General features: G+C 70.3%; 16 protein-coding genes and 6 pseudogenes. 7 read left to right on the top strand and 15 right to left on the bottom strand.

What is annotated here, in order from left to right; genetic code table 11:
• Positions 1–201 precede the first annotated feature (201 nt).
• Positions 202–737: pseudogene (locus ACFV2X_RS28400) on the top strand (hypothetical protein).
• 10 nt (positions 738–747) lie between these two features.
• Here ACFV2X_RS28400 and ACFV2X_RS28395 read toward each other — a convergent pair.
• Positions 748–1,354, bottom strand: a pseudogene (locus tag ACFV2X_RS28395) (transposase).
• 373 nt (positions 1,355–1,727) lie between these two features.
• On the opposite strand from ACFV2X_RS28395, the pseudogene ACFV2X_RS28390 reads away from it, so the two are divergent.
• Positions 1,728–2,093, top strand: a pseudogene (locus tag ACFV2X_RS28390) (phosphotransferase); the annotation flags it as partial.
• A gap of 607 nt (positions 2,094–2,700) precedes the next feature.
• Here the strand turns inward: ACFV2X_RS28390 and ACFV2X_RS28385 are convergent.
• The 3 genes from ACFV2X_RS28385 to ACFV2X_RS28375 form a co-directional block, all read right to left on the bottom strand.
• Positions 2,701–3,012: a hypothetical protein gene (locus tag ACFV2X_RS28385; protein ID WP_385621610.1), complete on the bottom strand. Its 312-nt coding sequence runs from the start codon at positions 3,010–3,012 to the stop codon at positions 2,701–2,703.
• Between the two features lie 81 nt (positions 3,013–3,093).
• Positions 3,094–3,513 (bottom strand): arsenate reductase ArsC, encoded by a 420-nt coding sequence (locus ACFV2X_RS28380; RefSeq protein WP_385621607.1) that lies wholly within the window; start codon positions 3,511–3,513, stop codon positions 3,094–3,096.
• Between the two features lie 47 nt (positions 3,514–3,560).
• Positions 3,561–4,196, bottom strand: a complete 636-nt coding sequence (locus ACFV2X_RS28375) for a low molecular weight phosphatase family protein (RefSeq protein WP_385621605.1) — start codon at positions 4,194–4,196, stop codon at positions 3,561–3,563.
• A gap of 76 nt (positions 4,197–4,272) precedes the next feature.
• Here ACFV2X_RS28375 and ACFV2X_RS28370 point away from each other — a divergent pair, with 76 nt between their 5' ends.
• Together ACFV2X_RS28370 and arsB are read left to right on the top strand one after the other, a co-directional pair.
• Positions 4,273–4,587: an ArsR/SmtB family transcription factor gene (locus ACFV2X_RS28370; RefSeq protein ID WP_385621602.1), complete on the top strand. Its 315-nt coding sequence runs from the start codon at positions 4,273–4,275 to the stop codon at positions 4,585–4,587.
• Positions 4,584–5,666: an ACR3 family arsenite efflux transporter gene (gene arsB / locus ACFV2X_RS28365; protein ID WP_385621599.1), complete on the top strand. Its 1,083-nt coding sequence runs from the start codon at positions 4,584–4,586 to the stop codon at positions 5,664–5,666. Before ACFV2X_RS28370 ends, arsB begins: the two co-directional genes overlap by 4 nt.
• A 103-nt stretch (positions 5,667–5,769) precedes the next feature.
• Here the strand turns inward: arsB and ACFV2X_RS28360 are convergent, their stop codons facing one another.
• From ACFV2X_RS28360 to ACFV2X_RS28350, 3 genes and pseudogenes are all read right to left on the bottom strand, one after another.
• A complete protein-coding gene (locus ACFV2X_RS28360; protein WP_385621752.1) occupies positions 5,770–5,937 on the bottom strand; it encodes a CrcB family protein in 168 nt (55 codons plus the stop codon).
• A complete protein-coding gene (locus tag ACFV2X_RS28355; protein WP_385621749.1) occupies positions 5,919–6,080 on the bottom strand; it encodes a CrcB family protein in 162 nt (53 codons plus the stop codon). The genes ACFV2X_RS28360 and ACFV2X_RS28355 overlap by 19 nt, the downstream gene beginning before the upstream one ends.
• A gap of 61 nt (positions 6,081–6,141) precedes the next feature.
• Positions 6,142–6,369: pseudogene (locus tag ACFV2X_RS28350) on the bottom strand (DUF190 domain-containing protein); the annotation flags it as partial.
• A 213-nt stretch (positions 6,370–6,582) separates the two neighbouring features.
• On the opposite strand from ACFV2X_RS28350, the gene ACFV2X_RS28345 reads away from it, so the two are divergent.
• A complete protein-coding gene (locus ACFV2X_RS28345; RefSeq protein ID WP_385621596.1) occupies positions 6,583–7,821 on the top strand; it encodes an MFS transporter in 1,239 nt (412 codons plus the stop codon).
• Positions 7,822–7,978: 157 nt separating this feature from the next.
• On the opposite strand, the gene ACFV2X_RS28340 is transcribed toward ACFV2X_RS28345, so the two are convergent.
• The 7 genes and pseudogenes from ACFV2X_RS28340 to ACFV2X_RS28310 all read right to left on the bottom strand — a co-directional run.
• The gene (locus tag ACFV2X_RS28340) at positions 7,979–8,314 is read right to left on the bottom strand and encodes a YnfA family protein (protein ID WP_385621594.1); all 336 of its coding nucleotides are present in this window, start codon (positions 8,312–8,314) and stop codon (positions 7,979–7,981) included.
• Positions 8,315–8,357: 43 nt separating this feature from the next.
• Positions 8,358–8,504, bottom strand: coding sequence for a hypothetical protein (locus tag ACFV2X_RS28335; protein ID WP_385621591.1), 147 nt, complete (start codon positions 8,502–8,504; stop codon positions 8,358–8,360).
• Positions 8,440–8,955 carry a hypothetical protein gene (locus ACFV2X_RS28330; RefSeq protein WP_385621747.1) on the bottom strand — a complete coding sequence of 172 codons (516 nt, stop codon included), beginning with the start codon at positions 8,953–8,955 and terminating at the stop codon, positions 8,440–8,442. Before ACFV2X_RS28330 ends, ACFV2X_RS28335 begins: the two co-directional genes overlap by 65 nt.
• 72 nt (positions 8,956–9,027) lie before the next feature.
• Positions 9,028–9,543 (bottom strand): GNAT family N-acetyltransferase, encoded by a 516-nt coding sequence (locus tag ACFV2X_RS28325; protein ID WP_385621588.1) that lies wholly within the window; start codon positions 9,541–9,543, stop codon positions 9,028–9,030.
• Between the two features lie 18 nt (positions 9,544–9,561).
• Positions 9,562–9,933, bottom strand: coding sequence for an ArsR/SmtB family transcription factor (locus ACFV2X_RS28320; RefSeq protein WP_385621586.1), 372 nt, complete (start codon positions 9,931–9,933; stop codon positions 9,562–9,564).
• A gap of 50 nt (positions 9,934–9,983) precedes the next feature.
• Positions 9,984–10,595, bottom strand: a complete 612-nt coding sequence (locus tag ACFV2X_RS28315) for a hypothetical protein (RefSeq protein WP_385621583.1) — start codon at positions 10,593–10,595, stop codon at positions 9,984–9,986.
• 83 nt (positions 10,596–10,678) lie between these two features.
• A pseudogene (locus ACFV2X_RS28310) lies at positions 10,679–10,969 on the bottom strand (FAD-dependent oxidoreductase); the annotation flags it as partial.
• Between the two features lie 169 nt (positions 10,970–11,138).
• On the opposite strand from ACFV2X_RS28310, the gene ACFV2X_RS28305 reads away from it, so the two are divergent.
• Both ACFV2X_RS28305 and ACFV2X_RS28300 read left to right on the top strand, forming a co-directional pair.
• Positions 11,139–12,533, top strand: coding sequence for an NAD(P)-binding domain-containing protein (locus ACFV2X_RS28305; RefSeq protein WP_385621580.1), 1,395 nt, complete (start codon positions 11,139–11,141; stop codon positions 12,531–12,533).
• Positions 12,530–12,868 (top strand): hypothetical protein, encoded by a 339-nt coding sequence (locus ACFV2X_RS28300; protein ID WP_385621765.1) that lies wholly within the window; start codon positions 12,530–12,532, stop codon positions 12,866–12,868. The genes ACFV2X_RS28305 and ACFV2X_RS28300 overlap by 4 nt, the downstream gene beginning before the upstream one ends.
• On the opposite strand, the pseudogene ACFV2X_RS28295 reads toward ACFV2X_RS28300, so the two are convergent.
• A pseudogene (locus ACFV2X_RS28295) lies at positions 12,782–13,180 on the bottom strand (copper resistance protein CopC); the annotation flags it as partial. The gene ACFV2X_RS28300 and the pseudogene ACFV2X_RS28295 overlap by 87 nt on opposite strands.
• Positions 13,181–13,246: the final 66 nt, after the last annotated feature.

The raw sequence follows: 13,246 nt of genomic DNA, 5'->3' as shown, positions 1-13,246 counted from the left end.
CGCGAGCCCTCCAGGAATGATGAGGACTGCTCCAGCCTGGCATCGCCCTGATCTACGTGGAGGCGTTGCGAGCCCTCCAGGGCTGATAAGTGGCTGTTGTCGTTCCGAATCTGAGGGCAGCGTTTTCGCTGGTCAGGCATAGCAGCGGTGATTCGGTGGGAGTGGTGGCGTGTTGTGTCGTCGCTCCCGAGGAGGTTGCGGATGCCGTCGGTCGTCGGACTGCTGGAACAGCAGGAGCTCGCCGCTCGCCGTCGAGTCGACGGGTTACGTGAGGAAGCCGATCGCATCCAGGCCGAGCTGGCCGCGGCCGAGCAGGAATGGCAGGAGTGGGCGATCGCCCGCAGGCGAGTGGGCACGGTCCTGGCTCCGGGCGGCGGCAACATCGCCGATGAGGAGGCCGCCCCCGGCCACGGGACGCGGACACGCGCTCGGCGCCCAGGCAGGCGGCAAAACCGAAGTCGCAGGTGCCGGTGTGGCGTGAGGAGCTGGCCTGGTCGGTGCTGTCGGTGGACTATCAGCGCATCCTCACCGCTCTCGCGGACCGGCACCAGCTCCATCAAGGGCCGCTGATCTGCCAGGAGTTGGCCGTGATGTTCGGCCTGGATGCGGTGCCGGCCAAGGTGGAGGCGCTGCGGTCGAAGGCGGAACGCCTGGTCGCGCGGGGCTGGCTGGCCGAGCGGCTGCCGGGCCGGTTCACCCTCGCCCAGGGCCCGGCCGGGCAAGGCGGCGCGTCATGAGCAGGGTCATCTACCAGTAGACCATCGCCTCGGCGCTGGTAGTGCGGCGTTCGAAGTCGCGCACCAGACGGCGGGTGCGCATCAGGTGGGCGAAGAACCGCTCGACGATCCACCGCTTGGGCAGCACCACGAAGCCGCGCATGTCGTCGCTGCGTTTCACGATCGCCAGGACCAGCGCGAACGCGGCCAGGCAGTGCTCGACGAGGCTGCCGGTGTAGCCGCCGTCAGCCCAGACCAGCTCCAGCCGGTGGTGCACGCCGGCGACCTGCCCCAGCGGCACGTGGGCGGCGGTGCGGTCGCCGGTGTCCGCGGCGGTGACCATCACGCCCAGCAGCAGGCCCAGTGTGGCGACCACGACGTGCCGCTTGCGGCCGTTGACGAATTTGCCGCCGTCGAAGCCGCGGCTGTCCGATCCGACGACTGCGTCCGCCTTGACCGACTGCGAGTCGATCACACCGCCCGTCGGTGCCGCGTCGCGGCCCAGCGTTTGCTACGAGGTAGCGGATCGCGTCCAGCATCGCGCGGTGGCAGTACCCCTCCGGCTGTCCACCCCGGCCGCGCAGCCAGGCCGACACCGGCAGCAGCGGCCGGACCACAGTCCACTCCGCGTCCGTCATATCCGACGGATACCGCCGAACACGTTCCGGCCGATCGGCTGCGTTTCCGAACCGGTGGGCTACACAATCACACGACAGTGCAGCCGAGTTGAACTCCACCGGTGCGAGCACGTACAACTGCGGCAACAGGGTCTCCTGGATCTCGGTTGGCTTCGCAACCCGCTGCCAAGAGGCCCTGCCTTCATGCCCGCGGCCAGCTGCGATCACCCGATCGAGACTCCCGTTCGACGCGCACCCCTCAAGATCGGAACGACAACAGCCACTCAGCTTGTTCTTTAACCTCTGCCCCTACCTGGTGCGCCCCCTTTAACGGGGTGATCATGGCGGCCTGATCAGACACACTGGTTCGGTGCAGCATGATGAAGAACAGCCGTTGTCCGGCGGCAACGTCAGCGATGGTGTCGTTCGAGTCGGAGATACCGTCCGCCGTCCGACCGGACCGTGGACTCGCGCAGTGCACGCCTTGCTCACGCACCTGCACGAGGTGGGATTCCGGGCGGCGCCTCGTCCTCTGGGCATTGACGATCAGGGGCGCGAAGTCCTGACCTTTGTGCCGGGACATGTGGTGTGGCCCGACCGGTTCTCTCTGGTGGAGCCCGCTCGGCAACTGGCTCGCGTGGCACGACTGATCCGGGACTTCCACGATGCGGTGCAGGACTTCACCCCACCACCCGACGCGCACTGGCAGGTGCTGATCCCCGCCGAGGGCAGCGACGTCATCGCCCATCACGATCTGGCTACCTGCAGCTCCCCTAAGTTCAGGTTGCGCGTCTTGACGCGGAAGTCATCGCGGTCGTTGCTGCGCATCCGGCCGGCTATGCGCGATCGTGCTGCGGTTTCTTCCCACAGCGCGTACCGCTCCGGCGCTTCCACGACGTCCGTGCTGAACTCCGTCACCAGCATTCCCAGCCCCCCGTAGCCGGTTCCCCCTGCAACTTCGAACGTGGCATGGGGAGGTACGCGCAGTCCAGCAGCACTTCGGCCACATGGGCCGCCACGCACCCCTGGCAGCAAAGAAGCCTCAAGATCGAGAAGCATCGGGGATCAGCAACGCGTGGGTGGTCGTCGCCGCGTACCGTCACCTCAGAACCATGTAGTGACCGGACAGTCACGCGGTGTCCCAGCCTGGGAGGGGTCGAAATATGGTGAACGCCCAGACGTACCGGTTGTGGCAGCAGTTCGCCGTCACCGAGAGGCTGCCAGGCGCGGCGCTGCCCGCAGTGATCGAGGCCCTGTGCACGCCCTGCCCTTGCCAGAAACCTCATCCGCCCCGGCAGGGGCCGGTCCATCGGGTTTCCCGAAATCTGGCCGCGGTCGTCTGAGCCGGCGCTCTCGCACACTTGCCGTCAGCACGTCATGATGATCGATCGTGCTGCTGCGACTGGGCTTACCTGGGCGTGACGAACGCGTTTGCGATGCTTCGCCTGCTGCCGATGACCGACCGGGACAAGGACGCCGAGATCCTCGCCCTGCGCCATCAGATCACCGTGCTGGAACGCCAACTCGGCAAGGACAAGATCCGGTTCGCGCCGAGCGATCGGGCATTCCTGGCAGCGCTGCTGCACCGGCTGCCACTGCACGTCCTGCGCAGGCCACGGCTGCTCGTACGCCCCGACACGGTACTGCGTTGGCACCGCAACCTCGTCGCATGCCGCCACGCCGCCTCCTGCCGACCCGAACGCCCGGGGCCGGAGCCTATGACGATGACGTCGCGGACGTCGTCGGTCTGCGGCATGGGGTCACGCCTCCTGCTTGGCGTCGACCTCGGCGATGAGGGCCTCGATGCGAGTCTTGATCTCGTCGCGGATCGGGCGCACAGCATCAACGCCCTTGCCCGCGGGGTCTTCCAGAGCCCAGTCGAGGTACTTCTTGCCGGGGAAGATCGGGCAGGCATCGCCGCAGCCCATGGTGATCACGTAGTCCGACGCCTGCACTGCCTCGGTGGTCAGGACCTTCGGCTTCTGGGCTGCGATGTCGATGCCGACCTCGTTCATCGCCTCGACGGCGGCCGGGTTGACCTGGTCGGCGGGCAGGGAGCCCGCGGAGCGGACCTCGATCCGGTCGCCCGCGAGGTGGCTGAGGAAACCGGCGGCCATCTGGGAGCGGCCTGCGTTGTGGACGCAGACGAACAGCACGGAGGCGAGCGGGGCGGCAGGCATGGGTTCTTCCTTCGCGAAATGGATCAGCGGCGGGCGCGCGGGCCGGTTCAGGTGGGCAGGGAGGTCAGCAGGTCGGTGATGCGGGCGTCGATGTCGTCGCGGATGGCCCGCACCTCCCCGATCGGCGCGCCTTCGGGATCGGCGACGGGCCAGTCCAGGAAGCGGCGGCCGGGCACGACAGGGCAGGCGTCCCCGCAGCCCATGGTGATCACGATGTCGGCGGCCTGGACGACCTCGTCGGTCAGCGGCTTGGGGAAGGCCCCGCCCACTTCAACTTCAACGCCCGCTTCGCCGAGGACGTGTGCGATATGCGGCTCGACCTCGGCCACCGGGTGCGTCCCCGCCGAGGAGACGGTCACCCGACCAGCGGCACGGTGCTCGAGGAGAGTCGCCGCCAGCTGGGAGCGTCCGGCGTTGTGACTGCAGACGAACAGCACGCGCGACAGCCGGGAACCCGGCGCGCTCTGGACGTGCGCCAGGGCATCCAGGCGCTCGGCGGTCAGGCGTTCGGCCAGCACGACGAGGTGCGTGTGGACTCGGGCGGTCGCAGCAAGGCGCCGGTAGGAGTCGGCGAGCAGGCCCTGCACGGTCTCGGCTGCGAAGCGGCCGGCGTGCCGGGGGGCGAGCCGGGCCGCCCCGGCGGCAAGGCGCTCGTCGGGGAGGGCGGGCGGGGAGGCGGACATGGCGAGACCCTTCCGAGGGGCCCTATAGGTCAGCCTGGACTGGTATCAGCTCCAGGTGATGTGACAGTATCAGCCCATGATGACGTCAGTCGACACTGACCTGATCCGGGTGCTGGCCGACCCGCTCAGGCTCCGGATCGTGACCCTGCTGGCCCGCGAAACGTTGTGCACCACGCACCTGGTGGAGGAGACCGGCGCGCGCCAGACGAATCTGTCCAACCACCTCAGGGTGCTGCGCGAGGCCGGGGTGGTGGAGACCGAGCCGTGCGGCCGGTTCACCTATTACCGGCTCAAGCCCGACGTCATCGAAACCCTGGCAGGTCAGTTCGCCGACCTGGCAGCCACCGCCCGCGCCACCGCGGCCGCCGACACCAAGAGGGCCTGCCCGTGACCCGCACCGAAGCAGCCGCGACCACCGACGAAACCTCCGTCGTCGCCAAGCTCTCCACGCTCGACCGCTATCTCGCCGTGTGGATCCTTGCTGCGATGGCTCTGGGCCTCGGGCTCGGGCGACTGATCCCCGGCCTGAATGACACGCTGGCCAAGGTGGAGATCGGTGGCATCTCGCTGCCGATCGCGCTCGGCCTGCTGATCATGATGTACCCGGTCCTGGCGAAGGTCCGCTATGACAAGCTGGATGCCGTCACCGGCGACCGGAAGCTGATGATCTCCTCGCTGGTCATCAACTGGGTCCTGGGACCCGCGGTGATGTTCGCCCTGGCGTGGATCTTCCTGTCGGACCTGCCCGAGTACCGCACCGGCCTGATCATCGTCGGCCTCGCCCGCTGTATCGCCATGGTGATCATCTGGAACGACCTCGCGTGCGGCGACCGCGAAGCCGCCGCCGTACTCGTCGCCTTGAACTCCGTGTTCCAGGTCCTGGCGTTCGGCCTGCTCGGCTGGTTCTACCTGGACCTGCTGCCCGGCTGGCTGGGCTTGGGTGACGGCGAACACCTGGACATCTCCATGTGGAAGATCGCCCTGAACGTCGTCATCTTCCTCGGCATCCCGCTCCTCGCGGGCTTCCTCACCCGCCGCACCGGTGAGAAGAAACTCGGCCGCGAGACGTACGAGCAGAAATTCCTGCCCAAGGTCGGCCCCTGGGCCCTGTACGGGCTGCTGTTCACGATCGTCATCCTCTTCGCCCTCCAGGGAAAGACGATCACCTCGCAGCCGCTGGACGTCGCGCGGATCGCGGTGCCGCTGCTGGTCTACTTCGCGCTGATGTGGTTCGGTACGTTCGCGCTCGGCAAGGCGATCGGCCTGGCCTACGACCGCACCGCCACCCTGGCCTTCACCGCCGCGGGCAACAACTTCGAGCTGGCGATCGCGGTCGCCATCGCCACCTTCGGCGTCACCTCCGGCCAGGCACTGTCCGGGGTCGTCGGCCCGCTCATCGAGGTTCCCGTCCTGGTCGCGCTGGTGTACGTATCCCTGGCCTGGCGCGAGAAGCTCACGGCCGCGCGGTGACCCAGCAGACAGATGTGGTGGTGATCGGCGGCGGCCAGTCAGGGCTCGCCGTCGGCCACCACCTGCGTCGCCTGAGGATGGACTTGGTCATCCCTCCCGACGCTCAGCCCCAGATGGCCTGGGCAAGTGCGGCGCCGGTGAACGCCGCGCCGAGTCCGGCGACAACGCTGGCGACGACATTGGCGGCGGCGAAGAACTTCGCGCTGGACTCCGCCAGCCGCAGCGGCTCGTAGGAGAAGGTCGAGTAGGTGGTCAGCGCCCCGCACAACATGAGGTGGTCAGCGCCCCGCACAACCCGGTGCCGAGGAGCAGTTGCACCGAGTGGGAGGCGGCGCCGTAGGTGACCGCGCCGGTCAGCACGCCGAGGATGAGGCACCCGGCGACGTTGACGGCGAAGGTGCCCCAGGGGAACACGGTGCCGGGCCTGGACGGCCCGGTCGGTCAGGTAGCGCAGGGGTGCTCCGACCATGGCGCCGACGATGACGATCGCCACCGGCAGGTCCTCGCTGAGCGACAGCAGCCGGGCCGTGTGGACCAGCGAGGAGGCACCGAAGCCTTCGACGCCACGGAAGACGCCCGCCCCCGCGAGCCCGGCCTTGTGGGCGCGGTGGACGATCTCGCTGTACAGCGGCCGGTGGAGCCAGATGTCGTTCTCCCCGATGAAGATCGTCACCCGCAGGGCGATGCCGTGCAGTCGGGTCATGGCTGCCGGTGCCGCGGTTCGGGTACGGCGAGCCCCACCGCCGTGCGGCGGCCGGATACGGGCCGCCACCGCCCGTCAGCGTACTGGGGTACTGGGCCCTCTTGGGCCGGGCCACCCTCGCCCCGCGCCCGGTCGAGAGCCCCGGTGCGGGTGGGGCGGAATCGCCGGATCCACCATCGCCTGCCTGCCATGGCGCCGGGGCAGACTTCCCGCATGACTGAAACCGCGCCTTCCTCCGACCGGACCGCTCCCGATGAGGAGCGGTGGCTGACGCCAGGGGTGCGCGGGATCGGCTCGGCGAGCTTCCTCGCCGATGTCGGCCACGAGATCCCCACCGCGCTGCTGCCGTCCCTGCTGACCTCCACGCTCGGCGCTCCGGCCGTCGCGCTGGGGGCGATCGAGGGGGTGTCCGACGCGCTCGCCGGGGCGGCACGCTTCGGTGGCGGAGTGCTGGCTGACGATCCTGCGCGGCGGCGGAAGGTCGCCGTCGGCGGCTACACCACGACCGCGGTGCTGGGCGCCGCGACCGCAGGGGCCACGGCGGTGTGGCAGGTCGGTGTGTTGCGGGCGGCGGCCTGGACCGCTCGTGGGCTGCGCGTGCCGGCCCGTAACGCACTGCTGGCGGACATCGTGCCGGCGAAGGCGTACGGACGGGCGTATGGCTTCGAGCGGATGATGGACAACCTCGGAGCGATCTTCGGCCCGCTGCTCGCGCTCGCCCTGGTCGCCGCTCTCGGGGTGCAGTGGGCGATCGGCCTGTCGGTGATCCCAGGGCTGCTCGCCGCCGTCGCGATCGTCTACGCGATCCGGCACACGCCGAAGCCGACCGGCCGGGACAAGGTCCCACTGAAAATCCGTATCCGGCCGGTACTCAAAGGCGACCTGGGCAGGCTGCTGGCGGCGGTGGCGGCCTTCGAAGTCGGCAACGTCGCCGCGACCCTGCTGATCCTGCGCGCCTCCGACCTGCTCGCCCCAGGACACGGTGCGAAAACCGCGACCACCATCGCGCTCGGTCTCTACACCGCCTACAACGTCGCCGCCACCCTCGCCTCCGTTCCGGCCGGACGCCTGGCCGACCGGCTCGGCGCCCGTGGTCCGGTCCTCGTGCTGGCCGGTGGTGTCGCCGCCTTCGCCGTGGCGTACGGGATGTTCGCCGTCACCGGCGCGGTCGTCGCCGTCCTGGCGGTGCCGTTCGTGCTGGCCGGGGTGGGGATCGGCGCGGTGGAGACCGCCCAGCACTCCGCGGTGGCCGCGCTGGCTCCCAAAGACCTGCGCGGGTCGGCATTCGGGATGCTCGCCACCGTCCAGTCCCTGGGCAACCTCGCCGCCTCCACCATCGCCGGCGTCCTGTGGAGCACCGTCTCCCCGACAGCCGCGTTCACCTACCTGACGGCCTGGATGCTCCTGGCCCTGGTCGGCCTACTGTTCGCCAGCCGGCGCCCAAGGCACTGACGTCCGCTGACTCAAAGGGCTAGCGGATCCGGCAGGGCGAACTTCTGCAGCACCCGCTCGACCTGTCCATGCAGCCGACCTAGCGGCTCCAACTCGCCGATGAACCGCGCGGGTCCCCCGCGCACCGACCCCGTCGACGATGGCGGTCGCGGGCGGTTCAGTGGCCCCGTGGGGCGTACATGATGACGGCCATCCCCGCGAGGCAGACCAGTGCCCCGATGATGTCGAACCGGTCGGGGCGGTAGCCGTCGGCGGCCAAGCCCCAGGCCAGCGACCCGGCCACGAAGACCCCGCCGTACGCGGCGAGTACGCGCCCGAAGTCGGCGTCCGGCTGGAGGGTGGCCACGAACCCGTACAGGCCCAGCGCGATCACACCAGTGCCGATCCAGATCCAGCCCTTGTGCTCGCGCACCCCCTGCCAGACCAGCCAAGCCCCACCGATCTCGAACAGGGCAGCGACGAGGAACAGAGAAATGGAGCGGGCGACCAGCACAGCAGGACTTTCTCTCGGCGGGAACGCTTGGGGACGACGGTGGTCACGCAGTGGGTGTGAACAACTCGGCGAGCAGCCCGGCACCCTCGGCGGGAGCGCGGACCTCCACGTGCAGGAGAGGGCCGTCAAGCTGGATACGGAAGTCGAAGAACGGGCAGCACGCCTGCTCGGACACGGCCAATGCCGTCACGTCCGCGGCGCGCTCGACGGGCGGCGTCAGCCTCAGACCCTCCCGGGATCTCCTGCTGTTCGGCGCCGTCGACGAGCCGGCGCCACTGGGCCCGGCGTTCACCGAGTCGGCCGGAGTCGAGGGAGCAGGCCACCGGAGCTGTCCGCCACCGTTCAACACCGGGATCGGCTTCTGCCCGGTCGGTGGGGAGCGGCGCCGCGTCAACCCGGCCGGCGCTGAGCCCGGGAGGTGCGGCGAGAAACGTACAGGCGGGATCGCAGCGGCCAAAACGGTCGGGCAGCTCGTCGAGGCGTTCCAACGCACGGTGCAGCGTGGCGGTGAACCTCGCCAATTCGGCAGTGCGGGCTTCAGCATCCGTGATCCGGGCTGCGATACGCGGCCGCAGATCCGCTTTCACATCCGCACATGCTCCCGACTCCCACACGGCCAGCAACTCCGAGACCTCCTCCAGCGGAAGTCCGAGGTGCTTGGCCGCGCCGATGAAGGCCAGGCGGTCGATCGCGTACTCGCCGTTGCTGAAGCGTCAGGTGATAGCCGGGCTGCGGCGCTCGATGAGCACGACGTCGCGCCATAGACCGTGGTGGCGGCCGATGCGCTCGCGGGTACCGATGACCCGGAACCCCGCGCGCTGGTGCACGACGAGGCTGGCCGTGTTTTCCGGGAAGATCCCGGACTGAATGGTCCAGATCCCGGCCGCCTCGGTGGAGTTGATGAGCGACTTGAGCAGCGCCGAGGCGATGCCGCGGCCGCGAGCTGCGGGATGGACGTACACCGAGTGCTCCACTACGCCGGCATAGGTGCAGCGGTCGGAGACCTTGGTCGCGGCGACCCAGCCGAGCACTACTCCGTCCTCGTCCAGCGCGGCGAAGCGGTGCTCGGTCAGCTTGGCCGCGTCGAACGCCTCCCAGCTGGGAGCGGTCGTCTCGAAGGTGGCGTTGCCCTCGTCGATGCCCGCCTGATAGATCGCCAGGACCTGCTCGGCGTGCTCGGCGGTCAGCGGCACGACCACCGCGCTGGACGAACTGGCGCCTGCGGGCATGGCGCGCTCCCTCCCCCGTCAGGCCGCTGCCGCGGCGGTGGTCAGCAACCTGCCCATGGCGGCCAGCACGGACGGCTCGACGCGGTAGTAGACCCAGGTGCCGCGCCGCTCGGAGGTGAGCAACCCGGCCTCCTTGAGCTTCTTCAGGTGGTGAGAGACGGTGGGCTGGGAGACGCCGACGTCGGAGATGTCGCACACGCACGCCTCCCCGCCCTCGTGCGAGGCGACCGCGGAGAACAGCCGCAGCCGCACCGGGTCGCCGAGCGCCTTGAACATCCGCGCGGCCGTCTCGGCCTCCTCGGCAGTGAAAGGCCGCTCGGTCAACGGTGGGCAGCACGGCACCACGGCCTCAGGGGCGGCGTTCAGCGGCAGCACCTCAGCATTCGACATGCATCTATGTTGACACATGTCGAACCAGCGCGGCGAGGGCGCGGGCGGCGTCAACGCCGGGACAGGTGGGCGGCCAGGCGGCGGGCTGCGCGGGCGGCGTCCCGGCCCACTCCGCGCAGCGAGTTGGAGGACAGGCTGCGCTGCCACTCCAGCCCCACGAAAGCCAGGCCCGGGCGCGCGGAGGAGACGCCGTCGCGATGGAGTGGATGCCCCGTGGCATCGAGGGCGCCGAGGCCTGCGAGGTAGGGCAGGTCCGGCCGGTAGCCGGTGGCCAGCAAGATCGCGTCGACCTGCTCCACACTTCCGTCCCCCCAGGTGACTTCGCCGTCCTCGATGCCGGTGAACAGTTCCCGGCGGTCCGGCGCCCTCGCGGCGAGGGCGGCGCGGTAGCGGCCCTCGTCGATGACCAGCTGGGCTGGCGGGGTACGCAGGAAACGGCCGACCGGTGCCGAGTCGATACCAGTCCACTTGAACCAGAAGTGCAGATCGCGGCCGAGGGGGCGCTGGTGTGCGAACTTCACCGGCCCCCGGTTGGCCAGGGACACCCGAGCCACGGCGGCGAGCTCGGTGGCGATCTGGATCGCGGAGTTTCCCGCGCCGACCACGACGATCCGCTGCCCGGCGGATGACTCGGGACTCCGGTAGTCGGCGGCGTGGAGCACCTGGCCGGCGAACCGGTCCAGGCCCGGCAGGGGTGACCGAAGGTGCCGGACGCCGCGACGACGGCGCGCGCCGCAAGGCTCCCGCCGCCCTCCCACACCACGACGAACCCCGATCCATCTGCACGCACGTCAATGACGCGGCTGCTGGTGCGGATGTCGGCGTCCAGGCGGGCGGCGTAGGCGGTCAGGTAGGCGACCACCTCATCCCGGTGGGGGTATCGGCCCGGATCCTGGCCCGGGAACGGCATCCCGGGCAGGGAGCTGTATCGGGCGGGTGAGAACAGGGTGAGGCTGTCGTAATACCGCGGCCACGACCCTGCCGCCCGCTCCGATGCCCCCAGCAGCATCGGGCTCAGCCCCTCCCGCCGCAGCATGTGCGCCACAGCCAGCCCGGACTGGCCGCCGCCGATCACCGCCACGTCAACGTGCGCCATGAACGAACCCTCCTGGATTCGATAAATGTCTATGTTGAAGTTTATCGAATCAGGTGTCATGCTGACTGCGCAAGCCATCGACGAATGTCGAAACACGCAAGGAGTCGCTGTGAACGCACCCGTCGCCACCGAGCCGCCCGTCGTCGTGATCGGCGCCGGTCCGATCGGCCTGGCCGCCGCTGCCCACCTTCTGGATCGCGGCCTCGAGCCGCTGGTCCTGGAAGCTGGTCAGGCCGCGGGGGCGGCGGTGCGCGAGTGGTCGCACGTGCGGCTGTTCTCCACCTGGGGCGAGCTCACCGACCCGGCAGCGGAGAAGCTGCTCGCCCCGACCGGCTGGATCAAGCCGGACGCGAGCACGTACCCGTCCGGCGAGGACTGGGCCGAGCGGTACCTGCAGCCGCTCGCCGACGTTCTCGGCGACAAGGTGCGCTTCGGCGCCCGTGTGACGGGGGTGTCCCGGGCCGGCCGCGACCGGATCGTGGATGCCGACCGTGAGGCCCAGCCCTTCGTCGTCCACGTCGCATACGCCGACGGCACCGAGCAGCGCGTCTTCGCCCGCGCCGTGATCGACGCGTCCGGCACCTGGACCGCCCCGAGCCCGGCCGGCGGCAGCGGGCTGCCCGCGCTCGGCGAGAAGGCGGCTGCCGACCGCATCACCTACCGCGTCCCCGACCTCAACGACCCCGCCGTACGGGCCCGGTACTCGGGCAAGCGCACCGCTGTGATCGGCTCGGGCGCCTCCGCCTTCACCGCCCTCGCCCACCTGGCCGACCTCGCCAAGTCCGACGGTGACACCGGCACGAAGGCCTGCTGGATCCTGCGCCGGGGCATCTCCGGCGCAACCTTCGGCGGCGGCACCGCCGACCAGCTGCCCGCCCGGGGCGCCCTCGGCCTCGCCGCGAAGGCCGCCGTCGACGAGGGACACGCCGACGCGGTCACCGGCTTCCGCACCGAGGCGATCGAACGCGACGGCGACGGGCGCCTGGTGCTGGTCGGCGAGGACGGCCGACGACTGGAGCCGGTGGACGAGGTGATCGTGCTGACCGGCTTCCGCCCCGACCTGTCCTTCCTCTCCGAGATCCGCCTCGACCTGGACGAGCGCCTCCAGGCGCCGGTCGAGCTCGCGCCGCTGATCGACCCCAACCAGCACTCCTGCGGCACCGTCTACCCCCATGGCCACCGCGAACTGTCCCACCCCGAGCAGGACATCTATCTCGTCGGTATGAAGTCATACGGCCGCGCACCGACGTTCCTGGCCATGACCGGCTACGAGCAGGCCCGCTCCGTCGCCGCCGCCATCGCAGGCGACCTCGAAGCGGCCGACCGCGTCGAACTCACCCTGCCCGAGACCGGCGGGTGCGGAGGCGCCGGACTCTTCGACGCGCCCGAAGCCGACAAGGCGTCCGACGGAGGCTGCCGCGCAGCCCCCGAGCCGCAGCTCGTCCAGCTCGGCGCACCAGCCGTCGCCGAGGAAGCGCCGACGGGCGGCTGCTGCGGCTCGTGACCAGCCTCAACACTGCGCGGGGGGACCGCGACCAGACCGGTGGGCCGGCCGCGGTCCCGCGCCGCCTCGCCGCCGAGGCCCGCAAGCAGCGGCGTCGACGCCTGGCCCTCGTCTCCGCCGCGGGCCTCATCGGGGCCGCCGTGGTCGGCGGGGTGGTCTGGTCGGTGGCGCCGGATGGCGTGGGGGCCCACGGCGAACTGGTAGCTGCCCGCCATCACGTCACCGTCCCGTGCGGTCACCTGCCAGTCGACGGTGTGCACCCCGGTGGTCACCCTGCCGCGCAGCGGGATGGTGACCGTACGGCCGCCCTGGCTGAGCTTCCCGGTACCGAGTGAGGCCGAGGCGGCCGGCTTCAGCCGCACGGAGGTACCGGTCAGGCCCACCGGCTTGTCGAAGACGAGCACCAGCGCGGTCGGCGAGTCGGCCACCGTCGCATCCGCCGCCGGGCTGGTGAACAGCAAGGTGGCGTGCGCGGACGCGGGGGCAGCCGTGCCCAGCAGCAGAACCAGGACAAGCGGAACCAGCGAAGTGAGCACGACGGCTGCACGCCGCGCTGAGAGCCGGGTGCGGCGTGATACGAGGAACGTCACCTGTCGAGGGTCTCCGATGCATCGGCCGGTGCGAACGGCAGGGTGGCCTTGGAGCATGCGGTCTGTGCGCGCAGCCGCCGTAGCTCCTCGCGGGCGCGGGGCGATCCAGCGGGGTGCCGTCGT

The sequence above is a fragment of the Streptomyces sp. NPDC059679 genome, from assembly GCF_042734105.1.
In the GTDB taxonomy this organism is placed as follows: domain Bacteria; phylum Actinomycetota; class Actinomycetes; order Streptomycetales; family Streptomycetaceae; genus Streptomyces.
This window is presented reverse-complemented; position numbering and strand designations above follow the sequence as displayed.